Annotated in this window: 12 protein-coding genes and 4 pseudogenes; all 16 read left to right on the top strand. The window is 55.2% G+C overall.

Annotated elements, in window-relative coordinates:
- Window positions 1-253 precede the first annotated feature (253 nt).
- The 16 genes and pseudogenes from AAYR33_06015 to AAYR33_05940 all read left to right on the top strand — a co-directional run bounded on the left by AAYR33_06015 (window position 254) and on the right by AAYR33_05940 (window position 13,726).
- Window positions 254-1,489, top strand: coding sequence for a PfaD family polyunsaturated fatty acid/polyketide biosynthesis protein (locus AAYR33_06015; GenBank protein ID XAO72410.1), 1,236 nt, complete (start codon window positions 254-256; stop codon window positions 1,487-1,489).
- Window positions 1,490-1,570: 81 nt separating this feature from the next.
- Window positions 1,571-1,783, top strand: coding sequence for a hypothetical protein (locus AAYR33_06010; protein XAO70638.1), 213 nt, complete (start codon window positions 1,571-1,573; stop codon window positions 1,781-1,783).
- Between the two features lie 39 nt (window positions 1,784-1,822).
- The gene (locus AAYR33_06005; protein ID XAO70637.1) at window positions 1,823-2,152 is read left to right on the top strand and encodes a beta-ketoacyl synthase N-terminal-like domain-containing protein; all 330 of its coding nucleotides are present in this window, start codon (window positions 1,823-1,825) and stop codon (window positions 2,150-2,152) included.
- Window positions 2,153-2,359: 207 nt separating this feature from the next.
- Window positions 2,360-3,361: pseudogene (locus tag AAYR33_06000) on the top strand (beta-ketoacyl synthase N-terminal-like domain-containing protein).
- Window positions 3,341-4,849 carry a phosphopantetheine-binding protein gene (locus tag AAYR33_05995; GenBank protein XAO72409.1) on the top strand — a complete coding sequence of 503 codons (1,509 nt, stop codon included), beginning with the start codon at window positions 3,341-3,343 and terminating at the stop codon, window positions 4,847-4,849. The pseudogene AAYR33_06000 and the gene AAYR33_05995 overlap by 21 nt, the downstream one beginning before the upstream one ends.
- 266 nt (window positions 4,850-5,115) lie before the next feature.
- Window positions 5,116-5,688 carry a hypothetical protein gene (locus AAYR33_05990; GenBank protein XAO70636.1) on the top strand — a complete coding sequence of 191 codons (573 nt, stop codon included), beginning with the start codon at window positions 5,116-5,118 and terminating at the stop codon, window positions 5,686-5,688.
- Window positions 5,670-6,290: pseudogene (locus tag AAYR33_05985) on the top strand (SDR family NAD(P)-dependent oxidoreductase). Before AAYR33_05990 ends, AAYR33_05985 begins: the two are co-directional and overlap by 19 nt.
- 142 nt (window positions 6,291-6,432) lie before the next feature.
- The gene (locus AAYR33_05980) at window positions 6,433-6,777 is read left to right on the top strand and encodes a hypothetical protein (protein XAO70635.1); all 345 of its coding nucleotides are present in this window, start codon (window positions 6,433-6,435) and stop codon (window positions 6,775-6,777) included.
- Window positions 6,778-6,926: 149 nt separating this feature from the next.
- A pseudogene (locus tag AAYR33_05975) lies at window positions 6,927-7,565 on the top strand (polyketide synthase).
- Window positions 7,566-7,580: 15 nt separating this feature from the next.
- Window positions 7,581-8,294 (top strand): beta-ketoacyl synthase N-terminal-like domain-containing protein, encoded by a 714-nt coding sequence (locus AAYR33_05970; protein XAO72408.1) that lies wholly within the window; start codon window positions 7,581-7,583, stop codon window positions 8,292-8,294.
- A gap of 40 nt (window positions 8,295-8,334) precedes the next feature.
- Entirely contained in the window at window positions 8,335-8,748 is a 414-nt protein-coding gene (locus tag AAYR33_05965) for a hypothetical protein (GenBank protein XAO70634.1), read from the top strand.
- Between the two features lie 99 nt (window positions 8,749-8,847).
- On the top strand, window positions 8,848-9,654 hold the full coding sequence (locus tag AAYR33_05960; GenBank protein ID XAO70633.1) for a hypothetical protein: 807 nt from the start codon (window positions 8,848-8,850) through the stop codon (window positions 9,652-9,654).
- Window positions 9,569-11,254, top strand: a complete 1,686-nt coding sequence (locus tag AAYR33_05955) for a hypothetical protein (GenBank protein ID XAO72407.1) — start codon at window positions 9,569-9,571, stop codon at window positions 11,252-11,254. Before AAYR33_05960 ends, AAYR33_05955 begins: the two co-directional genes overlap by 86 nt.
- A gap of 47 nt (window positions 11,255-11,301) precedes the next feature.
- Window positions 11,302-11,418: pseudogene (locus tag AAYR33_05950) on the top strand (NAD-dependent epimerase/dehydratase family protein).
- Between the two features lie 230 nt (window positions 11,419-11,648).
- Window positions 11,649-12,257, top strand: coding sequence for an SDR family oxidoreductase (locus tag AAYR33_05945; GenBank protein ID XAO70632.1), 609 nt, complete (start codon window positions 11,649-11,651; stop codon window positions 12,255-12,257).
- Between the two features lie 731 nt (window positions 12,258-12,988).
- Window positions 12,989-13,726 carry an enterotoxin A family protein gene (locus tag AAYR33_05940; GenBank protein ID XAO70631.1) on the top strand — a complete coding sequence of 246 codons (738 nt, stop codon included), beginning with the start codon at window positions 12,989-12,991 and terminating at the stop codon, window positions 13,724-13,726.
- Window positions 13,727-14,430: the final 704 nt, after the last annotated feature.

The raw sequence follows: 14,430 nt of genomic DNA, 5'->3' as shown, positions 1-14,430 counted from the left end.
TGCTCCGTTAACGAATTCCAGGCTGATTGCTCAGGTTCGTTCTGGATCGATTTGGCGCATGATTTTTTTTGCCAATCGAACAAATTTTTGTGAAGTCTAAATTAGTTGCCGCATAATTTACGATTTCGAAACCCATCGAATGAATATGATCAGTTGAGACGGAATATTGCCGCCGCGATAATATTTTAATTTTCAAGTCAACAGCATGATTTGTATTAAATCATGACTTTTTAATTATGATGTTTTAGAAGATATATGGCTGCTCAGTTCGGCGGATAAAATCATTTACATCAACGAAAAATCGATCACGCCCGAGCGTTTAGAGAATAGTAAGGTCATCGCTGTTCTTCCCGATGTTCGTAACCAAACACTCGGCGCCGCTGCTTTCTGTAACGCGCATGATATTCGTCACCCCTATATTGGCGGCGAAATGGCAAATGGGATTGCGTCGGAAGCGATGGTGAAGAGCCTCGCTCAGGCGGACCTGCTCGGGTTTTTCGGCGCAGCGGGCCTGTCGCCCGCAACCGTTGAGAAGGCCATTATCAGCTTTAAGGAGAGTTTAGGGTCTCAGAAGTCATGGGGTGTCAATCTCATCCATGCGCCAGGTGACCAAACCCTTGAGAGGGCCCTCGTCGCGCTTTTCCTGAAGCACGATGTCCAGCGTGTCTCGGCCTCGGCTTTCATGTCCACTACCACCGCAGTCGTGGTGCAATATGCGGCGACAGGACTGCGGGAGGGGCCGGATGGCGCGATCATACGAAAAAATTTCGTCTTTGCGAAAGTCTCGCGACCCGAGATCGCCAGGATCTTCCTTTCACCCGCCCCCTCGGACATCCTCGATGCGCTTGTTGCGGAAGGTGCCTTGACATCAGATGAGGCGCGCCTCGCCCGAAAGGTGCCTATAGCAGAAAATATCACGGTGGAAGCAGACTCAGGCGGCCACACGGATAACCGCCCTCTCACCGTCATCCTGCCCTTGATCCTGAGTTTGCGGGAAAAATTACGGACAGAATTCGCTTACGGCAATCCGATCTATATTGGTGCCGCTGGTGGCCTGGGGACGCCGGAAGCGGTTGCAGCCTCGTTTGCGATGGGGGCTGATTGTGTCCTAACCGGCTCCGTCAATCAATCGACCATTGAGGCCGGGATTAGTTCTGGCGTCAAATCACTACTCGCCAAAGCGAAGGCGACGGATATGGTGATGGCCCCGTCAGCCGATATGTTTGAGATCGGGGCCAAAGTGCAGGTCCTGAAATCTGGCACGATGTTTGCCATACGGGCACAGAAACTCTTCGATCTTTATCAGCGTCACACCAGCTTCTCCGATATTCCCGAAGATCAACCCAAACGCATCGAGAAGGACATTTTCAATGCGTCCCTGTCGGAGTTCTGGGACGAGACACGCAAATTCTGGGAAAAGCGAAACGCGAAGGAAGTCGAGCGGGCATTGAAAAATCCCCGTTATCAAATGGCTTTGACCTTCAGATGATATCTGGGCCTCGCAAGCCATTGGGCGATCCAGGGTGAGACATCACGCGGGCTAGATTATCAGATTTGGTGCGGCCCGGCAATGGGCGCCTTCAATGACTGGGCTGAGGGCTCCTTTCTAGAAGATACGTCACAGCGGAGCGTCGCGCAGATCGGGCGTAACCTGATGCTCGGTGCGATGCTCACTGAAAGGCTGAATCAACTCCGCCTCTACGGCGTGCACATTCCGCCGGATCAATCGCGCTTCCGGCCCGTCCCTTTAGATGAAAATTTGCGGCCCACCCCGTCGCAATAACATCTCCCCCCGAGTTTTGCTCCGCGCAGGTAATCCAATATGTTATATCCGTATCAAATCGCTGTTGTGGGCGTCGCGACCCTGTTTCCCGGATCTGAAGACCGACATGGTTTCTGGAAGGATATTCTGGCAGGCCGGGACCTCATCACCGAGATACCTTTCACCCATTGGTCAATCGCCGATTATTACGATCCTGACCCGAAATCCCCGGATAAGATTTACGCCAAAAGAGGGGCGTTCCTCAGTGAGGTCGCATTTGACCCCCTGAAAAACGGCATGCCGCCAAAAATCATGCCGGTCACCGACACGTCTCAGATTTTGGGCCTCGTCGTGGCGCATGCCGTCCTTGATGACGCTCTCAAGGGGTAGTTTTCAGAGATGGATCGCGAGCGCGCGAGTGTCATACTCGGCGTCACCTCGGGGTAGGAGCTCCTGACGACTTTGGCAAGCCGCCTCCAAAGGCCCGTCTGGCGCGATGCATTGCGGAAAAACGGCGTGGATGATGCGCTGGCGGAAAAGATCTGTCAGGATATTTCTGACCGTTATCCTCCTTAGGAGGAATCCAGCTTTCCCGGCCTGTTGGGCAATGTCATTGCGGGCCGGATTGCCAACCGGTTTGATCTGCGCGGCACAAACTGCATCACGGACGCGGCATGCGCCAGCAGTCTCTCCGCGCTTTCCATGTCCATCAATGAGCTGATTTCCAATCAGTCAGATCTCGTCATCACCGGGGGCGTCGACACGATGAACGACGTCTGCATGTAGACTTGTTTCAGCAAAACCCCGGCACTCTCCCGCGCGGGGAATTGCCGCCCATTTTCATCGGAAGCCGACGGCACCCTCCTGGGTGAGGGGTTGGGCATGTTTGCATTGAAGCGCCTGGAGGATTCGGAGGCGCATGGTGATCATATTTACGCGGTTATTCGCGGTTTAGGTAGTTCATCAGACGGTAAAAGCAAAAGCATTTACGCGCCGCGCCCTGAGGGGCAGATGAAGGCCTTGCGCCGCGCTTACGACGTTGCCGGATATGGCCCTAAAACCGTCGAGCTTGTCGAAGCCCATGGGACCGGCACGATCGCGGGGGATGCTGCCGAATTCACGGCATTAAATGCTGTTTTTTCCGAAGCTGGGGAGGGTCGCCAACAATGGTGCGCCCTTGGTTCCGTCAAGTAGCAGATCGGGCACACAAAGGCCGCGGCGGGCGCGGCGGGGCTCTTCAAAGCCGTTATGGCGCTGCATCATAAAATCCTGCCGCCCACGATTAAAATCAGCCAACCCAACCCCGCACTTCATATTGCGGAAAGCCCGTTCTACCTCAACACGCAGGCGTGCCCCTGGATTACATCCGGAGGTCATCCGCGTCGTGCGGCAGTCAGTTCATTCGGGTTCGGGGGCTCCAACTTTCATGTTACGTTGGAGGAATATCAAGGCACATCTCCGCCGTCGCCCAAAACACGTTATGCGCAGAGCGAGCTCTTCGTTATTTCAGCGGCGGATACATCGCAACTTGTGGAAAAAGCGCGCGCCTTACAAAGCGCTTCCGGTGATTTCGACGAGATGGCGCGCTTATCGCACAACGCTTACACACGGCAGGATTGTCGCATCGCGATCATCTCGTCCGACCTTCCCGATCTGAAGAAAAAGCTCGCCCTCGCCATTGAGAAAATCGAATCAACGCCCGGCCAGGGCTGGGCGCTGCCTCAGAAAATCTTTTACGGGACAGGTGCGCCGGAAGGTCATTTGGGTTTTGTCTTCCCCGGGCAGGGAAGCCAATACACCTCCATGGGCGCGGATATCGCCATGAATTTCGATGTCGCGCGAGCGATCTGGGACGCGGCAGCAAACGTCAACCCGGAATTGCGCGACACAGTCTTCCCCCGCCCCGGTTTCGGAGAAGAAGCGGAGCGATCGAAGTTCGTTCCCTTCAAGAACACTTCCGTTGTCCAGCCCGCGATCGGCCGTCATGTCGGCCGCTTTGCTTGTCTTGCTGAAAGAACTTGGCGTCGCACCATACGCTGTGGCGGGGGGGGGGGTGGTCTTGGGGAGCTTTCTGCCCTTTACAGCGCCGATGCCATTGATTTCACGGATCTACTCCGCGTTTGCAAGCCGCGTATTGAGATCTTCAACAATGCGGGCACCTCATCTACTTCGAAGGATGCGGTTGATTACCGGGAATATCTTGCGGGCCAAATCCTCATGCCGGTCCGTTTCATCGCCCAGATCGAGGCCATGTATGAAGCCGGTGTCAGGATTTTCATTGAGGTGGGGCCGGGGAATATTCTGCAAAGTTTCATCGCGCAGATTCTCAATCAAAAGCCGCATCAGGTCATCGCGCTCGATAAGCGCGGCGCGAATGGCTTGGACTCACTTTGGGAGGCTTTGGGCCGCCTGATTGTCGCCGGTATCGACGTGGATTTGTCGGCTCTCTGGAAAAACGTTGCGACGTCCGAGGCGCAGGCCCGGAAAGTTGAAGGTCGGATGACCGTCCCCATCAGTGGCGCGAACCCGAAATTCCCTCTTCAGAACAATCATGGCAGCCCGGCTGCGTCAAAGCCTGCGCCGCGGCCCGATGACCCGGCGCACAAGCCCACGGACAAGGTGCCGCCTTCCGCCGCTGAAGCTGTGACTGCGATGCCGCAAGTCGAGACGGCGCCAAATGGAGTTGATAATATGATGCATCAGGATTCTCATTCCTGCTCACCCGTCGAAACGCCGTCATCCAATATGGTGAAGCCACAGGACGCACAGGGTAACTCCTCAGATCGCGTAGCTTCTCCATCAGAGGCAATACCGGATGCGGTCGCCGCGCGACGCACGTCGTTGCTTACCGCCAGCCGCGCCATGACCCACGATGACGCCCCTGTCGCGTCTTCGCCTCATACGGCGCCCGTCGCTGCCCCGACCGCGTCGGCCCCCGCTGCGAGTGAGATCTCCGGCATTCTGATGGAGATCATCGCCGAGATGACGGGTTACCCGGTGGAAATGCTGGAGACGCACATGGAGCTTGAAGCGGATCTCGGGGTGGATTCCATCAAACGCATTGAGATTTTCTCCGCCCTGCGTTAGCGTGTGCCGTCATTGCCGGAAGTGGATGCGGCAGAACTCAGCGCTCTGAGGAGTCTCGACCAGATCATTGCGCGCCTCTGCAACGGGGCGGCAGCGCACGCGCCGGAAGGGCGGGGTGGAAAGCGACGTCGCGCCGGGGACAACCCGTTAGAAATGGTCATGCGAAAACCTCAAATGGCATCGTATCAAACGGCCATGATCGGCATCACGCGCTGACAAGATCGATGCGATCCGTCACAGCTGCACCCCTCATGCGTTTCTAAAGCGTGTCATTTGGCCGCAAGATCTTCCTCGCCGGTGATCATAATGACGTGAATGAGGCGCTTGCCCAGCGCCTGGCCGCGCGTGGGTTGATTGTCGATATCGGACACACGCCGCCGGAAGATGCAGAGACGGTGATCATCTCTTTCGGGCTGCATGAAAACCCGGAATTTGCCGACACGGTTGAAGCCGCGCGACGCCTCTTTGGCGTTCCGCATAAAGTCGCGCCCCGTTTTGAGAAATCCGGCGGCGTCTTCGTGACGCTTCAGGATACAGGGGGTGATTTCGGGCTTTTAGGTCAGACGGATCATCCCTGGGTCTCAGGCTTTACGGCCTTTGCCAGCAGCGCCGCGAAAGAATGGCCGAAAGCTCGTGTCAAAGCTATTGATATTGAATGTGGTGACCGCCAGCCGGACGATATCGCGGCAGCTTTGGAGCTGGAACTGCTTTGCGGTTGGGATACGAATTGGGTGGGTCTGCGCGAGGATGGACAGCGTTCAACCATCACTAAGAGGGACATAAACCCTGTTGCCCACCGGTCTCACGCCATTTACGGGCCATGGATGTCATCCTTGTAACGGGCGGGGCACGCGGGATTACAAATGCTGTGTTGCAATCTCTGACGGAGTCAATGAAGCTGTGCATCGCTCTTCTCGGCAGGCAGGAACTGATTGATGAAAATCCGGCCACGCAGGGTGCGATGTCAGAGAAAGATCTCAAAGCGGCGATCATCAAGGATATGATGCAGAGGGGCGACGGGCCCACACCGGCTCTCGTCAATAAGAAGGTCTCGACCATCCTGAAAAACAGGGGGATCCATGAAAACCTCAAGAAGCTGACCGATGCGGGAAATGAAGTGCGTTATTTCTCCGTCAACATCCAGGATGATGCGGTGATTAATCAGATCGTGCAAAAGGTCCGCGCCGAGTGGGGCCCGATCAGTGGTCTCATTCATGGTGCGGGAGAACTCGTCGATAAAAAGATTTCTGCCCTGACATAGGAGGAATTTGAGCGTGTTTACCGCACGAAAGTCCTCGGGTTACGAAACCCGCTGAAATCGACTGAGAGGGAACCGCTGAAATTCATCTCCCTCTTCTCCTCCATTGTCGCGAGCAGTGGCAATCCCGGTCAGCTTGCTTACGGCATGGCCAATAGTGTGCTGAACGGAGTCGCCGCCTGACCTGCAGAAACGCTTCGAGAATCACGGGATTCATTGCATCCCCCTCGATGATGGCGCGCTCGCTGCGACGGATGAGGTTTTCGATGCGGATGCGACCACGGCGGAAGTGATCATCATGGCAAACGGTTTCGCGTGAAACACATTGCGATGCAGACTCATCATTTCCCCCCCCATCGCCATCATCGGGCGGGGCTGTGTTCTTCCGGGGGGCGTTGACGGCGGCGGCGCTGTGGCACCTCGTGCAGGAAGGTGGCAGCGCCATCAGCGCCGCCCCGGAGGGATTAGGGCGACGCCGAAGCAGGATCACCTGAGCACGGCGCAACCGCGTGATCCGGACACGTGCTGGACAGATCGCGGTGGCTATATTGACGGGTTCGACGATGTGTTTGACCCCGCCGATTATCTTCTCAGTCCTGACCAGCTTGCGCAGACGGAGCGCCCCACGCGCTGGCTTTACACGCGGCACGCGACGCCCTCGCGCCTTTGAGGCAAAGCGGAGATTTCAACGGGAATCGTTGCGGCGCGATCATCGGCAATCTCTTCCTGCCGACAAGCGGGGCGGCCGATTTTGCGAAATCTGTCTGGTCCGGACAAACGGCGCGTCACGCGGCGCGAGCATTTTGTACCGGTCTGCCCGTGAAGTTTGCTGCAGCCGCTTTCGGGTTGAAGGGCAATCATTTCGCGATTGATTCCGCCTGCGCATCGTCCCTTTACGCCATCAAGCTTGCCTGTGACCGTCTACATGATGGAGAGACGGATCAGATGATTGCTGGCGGTTTGAGTGGCGCGGATGATCTGTTTCTGCACGTGGGTTTTGCGGCCCTGAATGCATTGAGCCGATCGGGAGATTCCCTTCCATTCCACCAGGCGGCGGATGGGCTTGTGCCCGCGTATGGTTGCGCCGTCTTTACGCTTGAGCGCCTTGAGGACGCCATTCGGGCGGATCGCCGAATTCTGGGCGTGATCCGGGGGATTGGTCTGTCCAATGATGGGCGGCAGAAGACATTGGTCGCGCCATCCATTGAGGGGCAGGTCAGGGCGATGCGTACAGCCTATGACGCGAGCGGACTTCGCCCTGACGATATCGACCTTATTGAGTGCCACGCAACAGGCACTTTGACAGGGGATGCTGCCGAATGCGCAAGCATGGCGTAGATCTTCACAAATCCCGAAGGTTTGGTGATCGAGTCTCTGAAGTCAAATATCGGCCACGCCATGACAGCGGCGGGCGCTGCGGGCCTCATGAAGCTTCTCGGCGCCATTGAGCATAAGACGCTCCCTCCCTCGCGCATGATGGGGCCACTTATTCCTGAGCTCACGGGGTCGCGTTTCAACTTGCTGGAAAAGCCTGAAAAATGGGTTTCAGACGGGCCGCGTCGGGCAGGCATCAATGCTTTCGGGTTTGGCGGCAGCAACGCGCATCTCATCATTGAAGAGTGGCGGGGCCAGCACATTGCGGAAGCACATTCCGAGTTGAAGCGGGGCGACCTCGTGCTCGTCGGCGTCGATCTGCGATGCGCTGCGCCGGTCACAGAAGCCACGCCACCTGAAAATACGGAGAGGGGCAGAATTTCGGAGGTCGGGATTACTCTGAAAGGGCTTAAATTCCCGCTGAAAGATCTGCAATCCGTCTTGCCGCAACAGGCTTTGATGTTCGCGTCGGCGCGGGCTGCTTTCCCGGAAAGGTTGCGACGGGACAAAGCGGATATCGGAGTCTTTGTCGGAATGAGCGCCGACGCCAATATCAGTCGCTATGTTACGCGCCTTCGTCTGCCGATAGGAAGTTGCAAGGCGAAGAAAACCCGCTTCACCCCACCCCTTGATGCGGCGTGCATGATCGGCGTGCTTGGCAACGTAGTGGCCAATCGCATCAATAGCCAGATGGATATACATGGCCCCGGTATCGCGATCGCGGCGGAGGAGGCTTCCGGCCTTATGGCGCTGAAAATAGCCGTGCGCGCTGTCTGCCGGGGAAATTTCGAGCGCGATTATTGGCGCGGTTGACCTCTCATGTGATCCCGTTCATCGCGCGGCTTTGCGGGATATGGGTATTGAGAGAATTGTTGGTGACGGCGTTGTTTCCCTGGTCCTGACATCAAGGGAAAATGCGGCGGCGTCGGGGTGCGATATTCTTGCCGCTTTCGGCCCGGATGATGTGAGTTGCGCCCTCAATGCCGTTCCACATGACGATGCGGTTCATGGCGTCTCCCATGCGGCGCAGGGCTTGACGCAATTTGTGGTGCAGATGTTCGATGATCGTCTCGAAACTGGCTTTACGTCGGCGCTGCCATCTCTGAAAACGGTATCCGACGCAGTGCTTGGTGCCTCGTCGGAAGAAATGCGGCAGAAGCGTGTAGATGACGATGTGTCGAAACGATGGAACGATGAAGAGGGTTCTGACACGCCCATTTTCAAAGTGCCGATGCATTGGCCGGACGTTAACGCCATTACCCGATAGGATGAAGCGGGGAAGAGAGTCGGGGAGCCGCCCGAACTCGCATTGGCAATAACCGCGCATTTACCGAGACCGAAATTTAATCGAAACGACCTGATTTATTTGGCTTCAGAACGCATCTCGAGATTTTTTGGTGAGGGTTTCGAGGCGCAGGATGACGTCCCGAAACAGACGCGTATGCCGGGGCCGCCCTTGCTGCTGGTGGACCGGATCACCGGGATCGACGCGCCTCAGGGCGAAATCGGCGCCGGGTCCATCTGGAGTGAGACGAAAGTCTCCGGCGATCGCTGGTATATGCATCAAGGGCGCATGGCGTCCGGCGTGCTGGTGGAGACGGGCCAGGCTGATCTGCTGCTTATTTCCTGGATGGGGGTGGATAAGTTCAATGAGGGGCGGCGCGTTTATCGATTGCTCGGATGTGAAATTACATTCCACGATGCACTTCCGAAAGCGGGCGAGATATTGTCCCACGATATCCACATTGACCGCCATGTCAGCGCGGGCGCCACGCGGCTTTTCTTTTTTCACTCAACCTGCAGGGTGAATGGCGATAAACGTCTCTCCATCATAAATGGCCAGGCCGGGTTCTTCACGGAAGAGGAATTGAACGGGTCACGCGGTCTCTTCCTGCCACCGACGCCGCCTGCACCGCCAAATGTGCGACATGTCCTCCCCGGAGGTCATCAGCGCTCAGACGAGCTTCTCAAACGCGCAGATCGAGGCTTTTGTGGCCGGGCATGTCAGTCGTTGTTTCGGCCCGGAATTCGCGACGGCGGATCGCCACGTCAACACGCCGCGCCTGCCGTCAAACACGTTGCGACTTATGCATCATGTGTCGGCTTTCGACAGAGAAGGCGGTTTCTGGAAACGCGGCTATCTGCGCGGCTTCATGGCCGTGACGCGCGATAAATGGTTTTTTGCCCGCCATTTCGAGGGCGATCCCTGTATGCCATCGAGCCTGATGCTGGATGGTGGCTTTCAACTCATGTCTTTTTACCTCGCAGCCTGTGGATTCACAATTGACCGCGATGGGTGGGTTTTTGAGCCGAGTAACGCAAATTTTTTCAAATATAAATCGAAGGATGAAATCACGCCGGATAGCGAGGATGTGCATTTCGAGATCTTTGTGCATGATCTGCTGATCATTGAAAACGCACCCACCTTGCGGGCTGATTTCAGTTGTTCATCTTCCGGGCGGCGCGTCTTTTACGCATGGGATATGGAGATCAGACTGACAGTCGACCCTCTTTATGAGCCCGTCTCCGAGGATGTGACGCCATCAGATACGTCCGAGGACGTCCTGCCGCTGAAAAACATGCCGTTAGCAGACATCGAAGATGGGATGATTGTCGATATAAGTGAGGCAAACTGGCTCTGCGATCATCGCCCGGTATATGGTGTGCCCACTTTTCCGCTGGCGTACACTCTGGACCTCATCGCCTCTGCCGCGCGCCGCGTTTCCGGTGGTCAGAAGATCATCGGGTTGCAGAATGTCCATGCGATGAAGTGGATCATCGCAGCCCCTGACCCCGTCAAAATCCGAACCCGCCTGACAAAGCTTGATCTCGCAACGGCGCGGGTCATGCTTGCTGTCTGGCGTGAGGCACGAAACCCGAAATTATCGCGCTATGAGGACGCCGCGGCAAGCGCCACGGTATATTTCGCGCCCGCTTACCCGGCAGTACCCCAGCCTATCACGCCGGCGCCAGACCTCAAAACGGTCCGTGACCCTTACGCGGCAGAGTGGGCCTTTCATGGACCCGCCTTTCAGAAGGTGCGGCAAATGCGCATGTCCCGAAGCGGAAGCCTGACAATATGTGATGCGTCGGAGGGTGTCGTCCCGCTCGGGGTCCTTGCCCCCGCTCTCATTGATGCCGCGTTACATGGCCTCCCTAACCACAGGCTGCGTTTGTGGTGCCACGATATTGGCGAAAATTTCGTTTCATTCCCGTCAAATTTTGATGAGATCCAGATTTTTGGACCGACGCCTGGCTCAGGCGAGGTGACCTGTATCGCGCGATTTGGGGGGTACGATGGTGACCGGCTGATCACGCAACACGTCGATATTGTCCGGGAGGGGAAATTATGGATGTGGTTTCGCCTGACCATGCGGCTGTTCGATTTGGGCCCTTTGGGGAAGATGCCCTCTGACAAACGTCGGTTATTTCTGCAGCGGCGGTATGTTCCCGGCGTGGGGCTGAGCCAGATGGATGGGGAAACGACGCGGTTGCGCATTCAGGATGTGCAATGTCTCGCCTTCCTGTCTGGCACGATTGCGGATGTTTACGCCATCCCCTCGACGGAGAAAAACCCGGAATCGCAGATCGCGATCAAAGAGCATGTTGGAAATCGGGAGGGTGTCCACCCTTCAAAAGTTGATTGCCGCGTGGCCGCTAGTCCGAAGGCGTCGATATCGACGCTCGAACAACTCTGCCGCAGGTTCATGATTGATGTGCAGGATGATGGCAAGGTGATCTCGGTTAAAAATCGTCCCTCACGCGCGTCGTGACGTCCGGCATTCTCATGGAAAACGGTTTTTCGCTGGAGGGGGTTTAGATGAAGACAATCTCAATGACGGGTGTAACCGGTTTCCTCGGCGCGTCACTGGCGACCCGGTTACTGCATTCAGGCTGGCGCGTCATTGCCTTGTCGCGACGGGACTTTGATGAGGCTCGGACGAGAGGCGCGATCCAGGAGGCATTGAACGGGTTTAATATGATGCTCCCGGACTCTCACTGGGCAAATCTCGTCGTCATCGACCCAGCCCATCGGCCGTTACATACGTGCCTGGAGGATCCACGCGTCGGGGAAAGCGATGTTTTTTGGCATGGCGCGGCTGAGAGGCCTTCCTCAACAGCAACCTGCCAACGGCTTTCCGCTCCAATGTGTGTTTCACCTCCGAGATGTATCAGACGATCCGGCAGGTCGCGCCAAAATGCCAGCGTTTTTATTACGTCTCAACAGCTTATACGTGCGGCATGGGGGCGCATTGTTCTGGAGGAGCTCCACACATCCTATCCCCGCATCAATGCTTATCAGACACATCCAAATGGTGCGCTGAACATGCCCTGAACCATCTGCACCAGTCCCATGGTCTGCCCGTCACTATATTTCAGCCTACCATGATCGTCGGACATTCCAAAACGGCTTGGACGCGTAAAAACGGCCTCGGCATTTACCGTTTCGTGGATGCTATCGTGATGATCAAGCGATTGGGAGACTCTGCCATCCGAATGAACCTTTCCGCCACGGGTCGGCCGGATATGGTCCCAATTGACCAGGTGATTGAGGAGGCTTACGGGCTCCTCTCAAATCGCCAGGCGGAAAGCGGCTTCGAGATTTTTCACGCTGCAGCGGGTTGTCCGTTTACAACGCAGCAACTCACCACGATGGGTGGTCAGATACTGGGCGTCAACGTTACGTATGGGCCGCCTGAAACCGATCTGGACCGTGAGGCCCATAATCTGACAAAATGGCTTCTGCCATTTTGTCAGCGAAACCTGGCAATTTGACCGTTCATAGCTTGAAAAAACTCTGGCGCAAAACATCAAGCCGATCACGCCCTCGGCTGAGGATCTTCTCAAACTTGTGCGATGGTATTGCGCCAGTGAATGAATTTACCGGCAATAAGCGGCTTCTTTCGGTCTCATCAGTCTTTGAGATGTCGTCTGACGCGACCGCTGCGCCGTGGTGGTGGGCTACCGATTTTTGAACGCGTGGAATTCGAGCACAGGTTGGCGCGCGCGTCGAAGATCACCAACATTGTTTGTTACATGGATTTAATTTGCTCTTTATTGGTAAAAAGAGAAATAATATCTGTGTAAATACAATAGAAAATGAAGATAAAAGTATTTACGACGTTTTGAAGAGAATTTTCACTTACGTTGATTTCAGATCTTTCAAAATCCACACTCGATTTTCACCGGGCCAGACGCTGCAATGAGATAAATGGCCAATCACGTTTTCAAGCTGGCCTGGATTTCGTCCTCGTCACCTCTGGCGATCGTCAAGTCTGGCTTATCGACCGTGATGGGTCAATGGACCGAATTGCTGTGTTCTGGCCCCTGAGGGAAGTCACGTGCCGCACATCTTCGTGTGTTTGCGGTGACAAAACAACTGGAAGGGGCGCCCTCAAACCTATTTGCGACGATGACAGTCACCTGATGAAATATAAAAATAGAGAATTTCCGGCAAAAATGATGATGTATAACGTCCGTCATTATAAAAATAACAGTATACTTTCATGCGTTTATTATTATCATTAATCTTCATTTTATCGATATTTACAATCCAGAATATTTATGCAGTAGCCGATGATGTGCCCAATAAGGGCACGGTTTTCAGGGTGGACACGCGCCCACCGGACGAAATTTTTCGAGATGGCTTTCGATCATGGGGTGACGACGATAATGTCCGGGATCACTCCACGGGTGCAAGCTGTTACAATCATCGCTGTGAAAGTGCCTTTGTCGCTGTCACGACGGACCCTGAATATGCGGGCCAATATGCCCGGCGAATTGCCGAGCAGATGGAGGGGACCGCCTATGTTTACGTCGTCACCTCTCGCGACAACATGTATAATTTTTTCGAGACTCTTCGTGTGGTCGGTTATCAGACAGGTCTCGGCATGGCGGAAAGACAATCTGAATGTATTGCCGTGGGCGCGATCGCTGCAAATACAATTTCCGGTGTGAGAGCTTACGTTCATGGCTCTGCGTCGACGCCTCCCATAATACCTAATCCAAATTTCAACCCCGGTCTTCAACCACAAATCAATACGCAGCCTTATATCCAGAGAACGGCAGACGCCTTACCCGGTGAAGTTGTCTGGGAAGCCAGGCGTAATCCCGTCATCGGGGCGTGCATGACTGCCACACTCTGGTGCTCACATCGCGGCACGCGATCCGATAACGACGCATGTCATTTCCGGGAACAAATCGGACCGGTAACCTGGGTCGTACTTGAAGATAACAGGTGGTAAATCATAAAAAACAATCATAACGGCTTTTCTGTGTGCAACATTTATCTCCTCACCGGTATTTGCGCGACCCTATTTGCGGGAATATTGTCACAACATCAACGGGCGTTGTTTGTAACGGAGAGCGCCCTCAATATCCTGACGACGAGCGCTGCCGACCCATTTTTCCTGAATACTAAAGATCCCAACTTTGACTCAATTTACAGCATCGTTCGCACGGCGGAACTAGTCGGCACAACGATCGATTTCTGCTACCTGCCGCAGGATCACAGCATTCTCGGGATGAGTTTAAACAGGATGTCTTGACGGCATGATCTGGGTGACGCGTGCGACGCGTTGGGTGATGGAGACGGCATCTTCACCCCATCATCACTAAAAAAATCAACTTGAACCTCATATGGAGGATTGAGATGAGGCGGAGCGGCATGCTCCGCCTTTTTTATTTTGGCTATTGCGGGCGATCTCATCCGGGGATCTGAGCGGGTCGTTGCTTTGATGTTGCGCCATCTGCTTCGGCTCAGCAAGTTTCGAGAGGGCCGAACTCACCGCAGCGATCATTGTCGATGGCACTCTTTGACCCAAGTTACGCGCCTTCGGCACCGTGATGCTCAGGCGATATCGCCCCGAAAAAAGTGGATTTTATCGTCAGGATGTTGTGCGACAAGTGATGGCCCACCTGGCAGAATTCAACGCGATTACCTGAAATT

The sequence above is a fragment of the Acetobacteraceae bacterium genome (assembly GCA_039613835.1).
GTDB lineage: Bacteria > Pseudomonadota > Alphaproteobacteria > Acetobacterales > Acetobacteraceae > Sorlinia.
This window is presented reverse-complemented; position numbering and strand designations above follow the sequence as displayed.

Coding starts and splice junctions, on each gene's coding strand:
- AAYR33_05940 (XAO70631.1), top strand. CDS start 12,989: ATGCGTTTATTATTATCATTAATCTTCATTTTATCGATATTTACAATC.
- AAYR33_05995 (XAO72409.1), top strand. CDS start 3,341: ATGGCGCGCTTATCGCACAACGCTTACACACGGCAGGATTGTCGCATC.
- AAYR33_06005 (XAO70637.1), top strand. CDS start 1,823: ATGTTATATCCGTATCAAATCGCTGTTGTGGGCGTCGCGACCCTGTTT.
- AAYR33_05965 (XAO70634.1), top strand. CDS start 8,335: ATGGGTATTGAGAGAATTGTTGGTGACGGCGTTGTTTCCCTGGTCCTG.
- AAYR33_05945 (XAO70632.1), top strand. CDS start 11,649: ATGTATCAGACGATCCGGCAGGTCGCGCCAAAATGCCAGCGTTTTTAT.
- AAYR33_05970 (XAO72408.1), top strand. CDS start 7,581: ATGATGGGGCCACTTATTCCTGAGCTCACGGGGTCGCGTTTCAACTTG.
- AAYR33_06010 (XAO70638.1), top strand. CDS start 1,571: ATGGGCGCCTTCAATGACTGGGCTGAGGGCTCCTTTCTAGAAGATACG.
- AAYR33_05955 (XAO72407.1), top strand. CDS start 9,569: ATGCATCATGTGTCGGCTTTCGACAGAGAAGGCGGTTTCTGGAAACGC.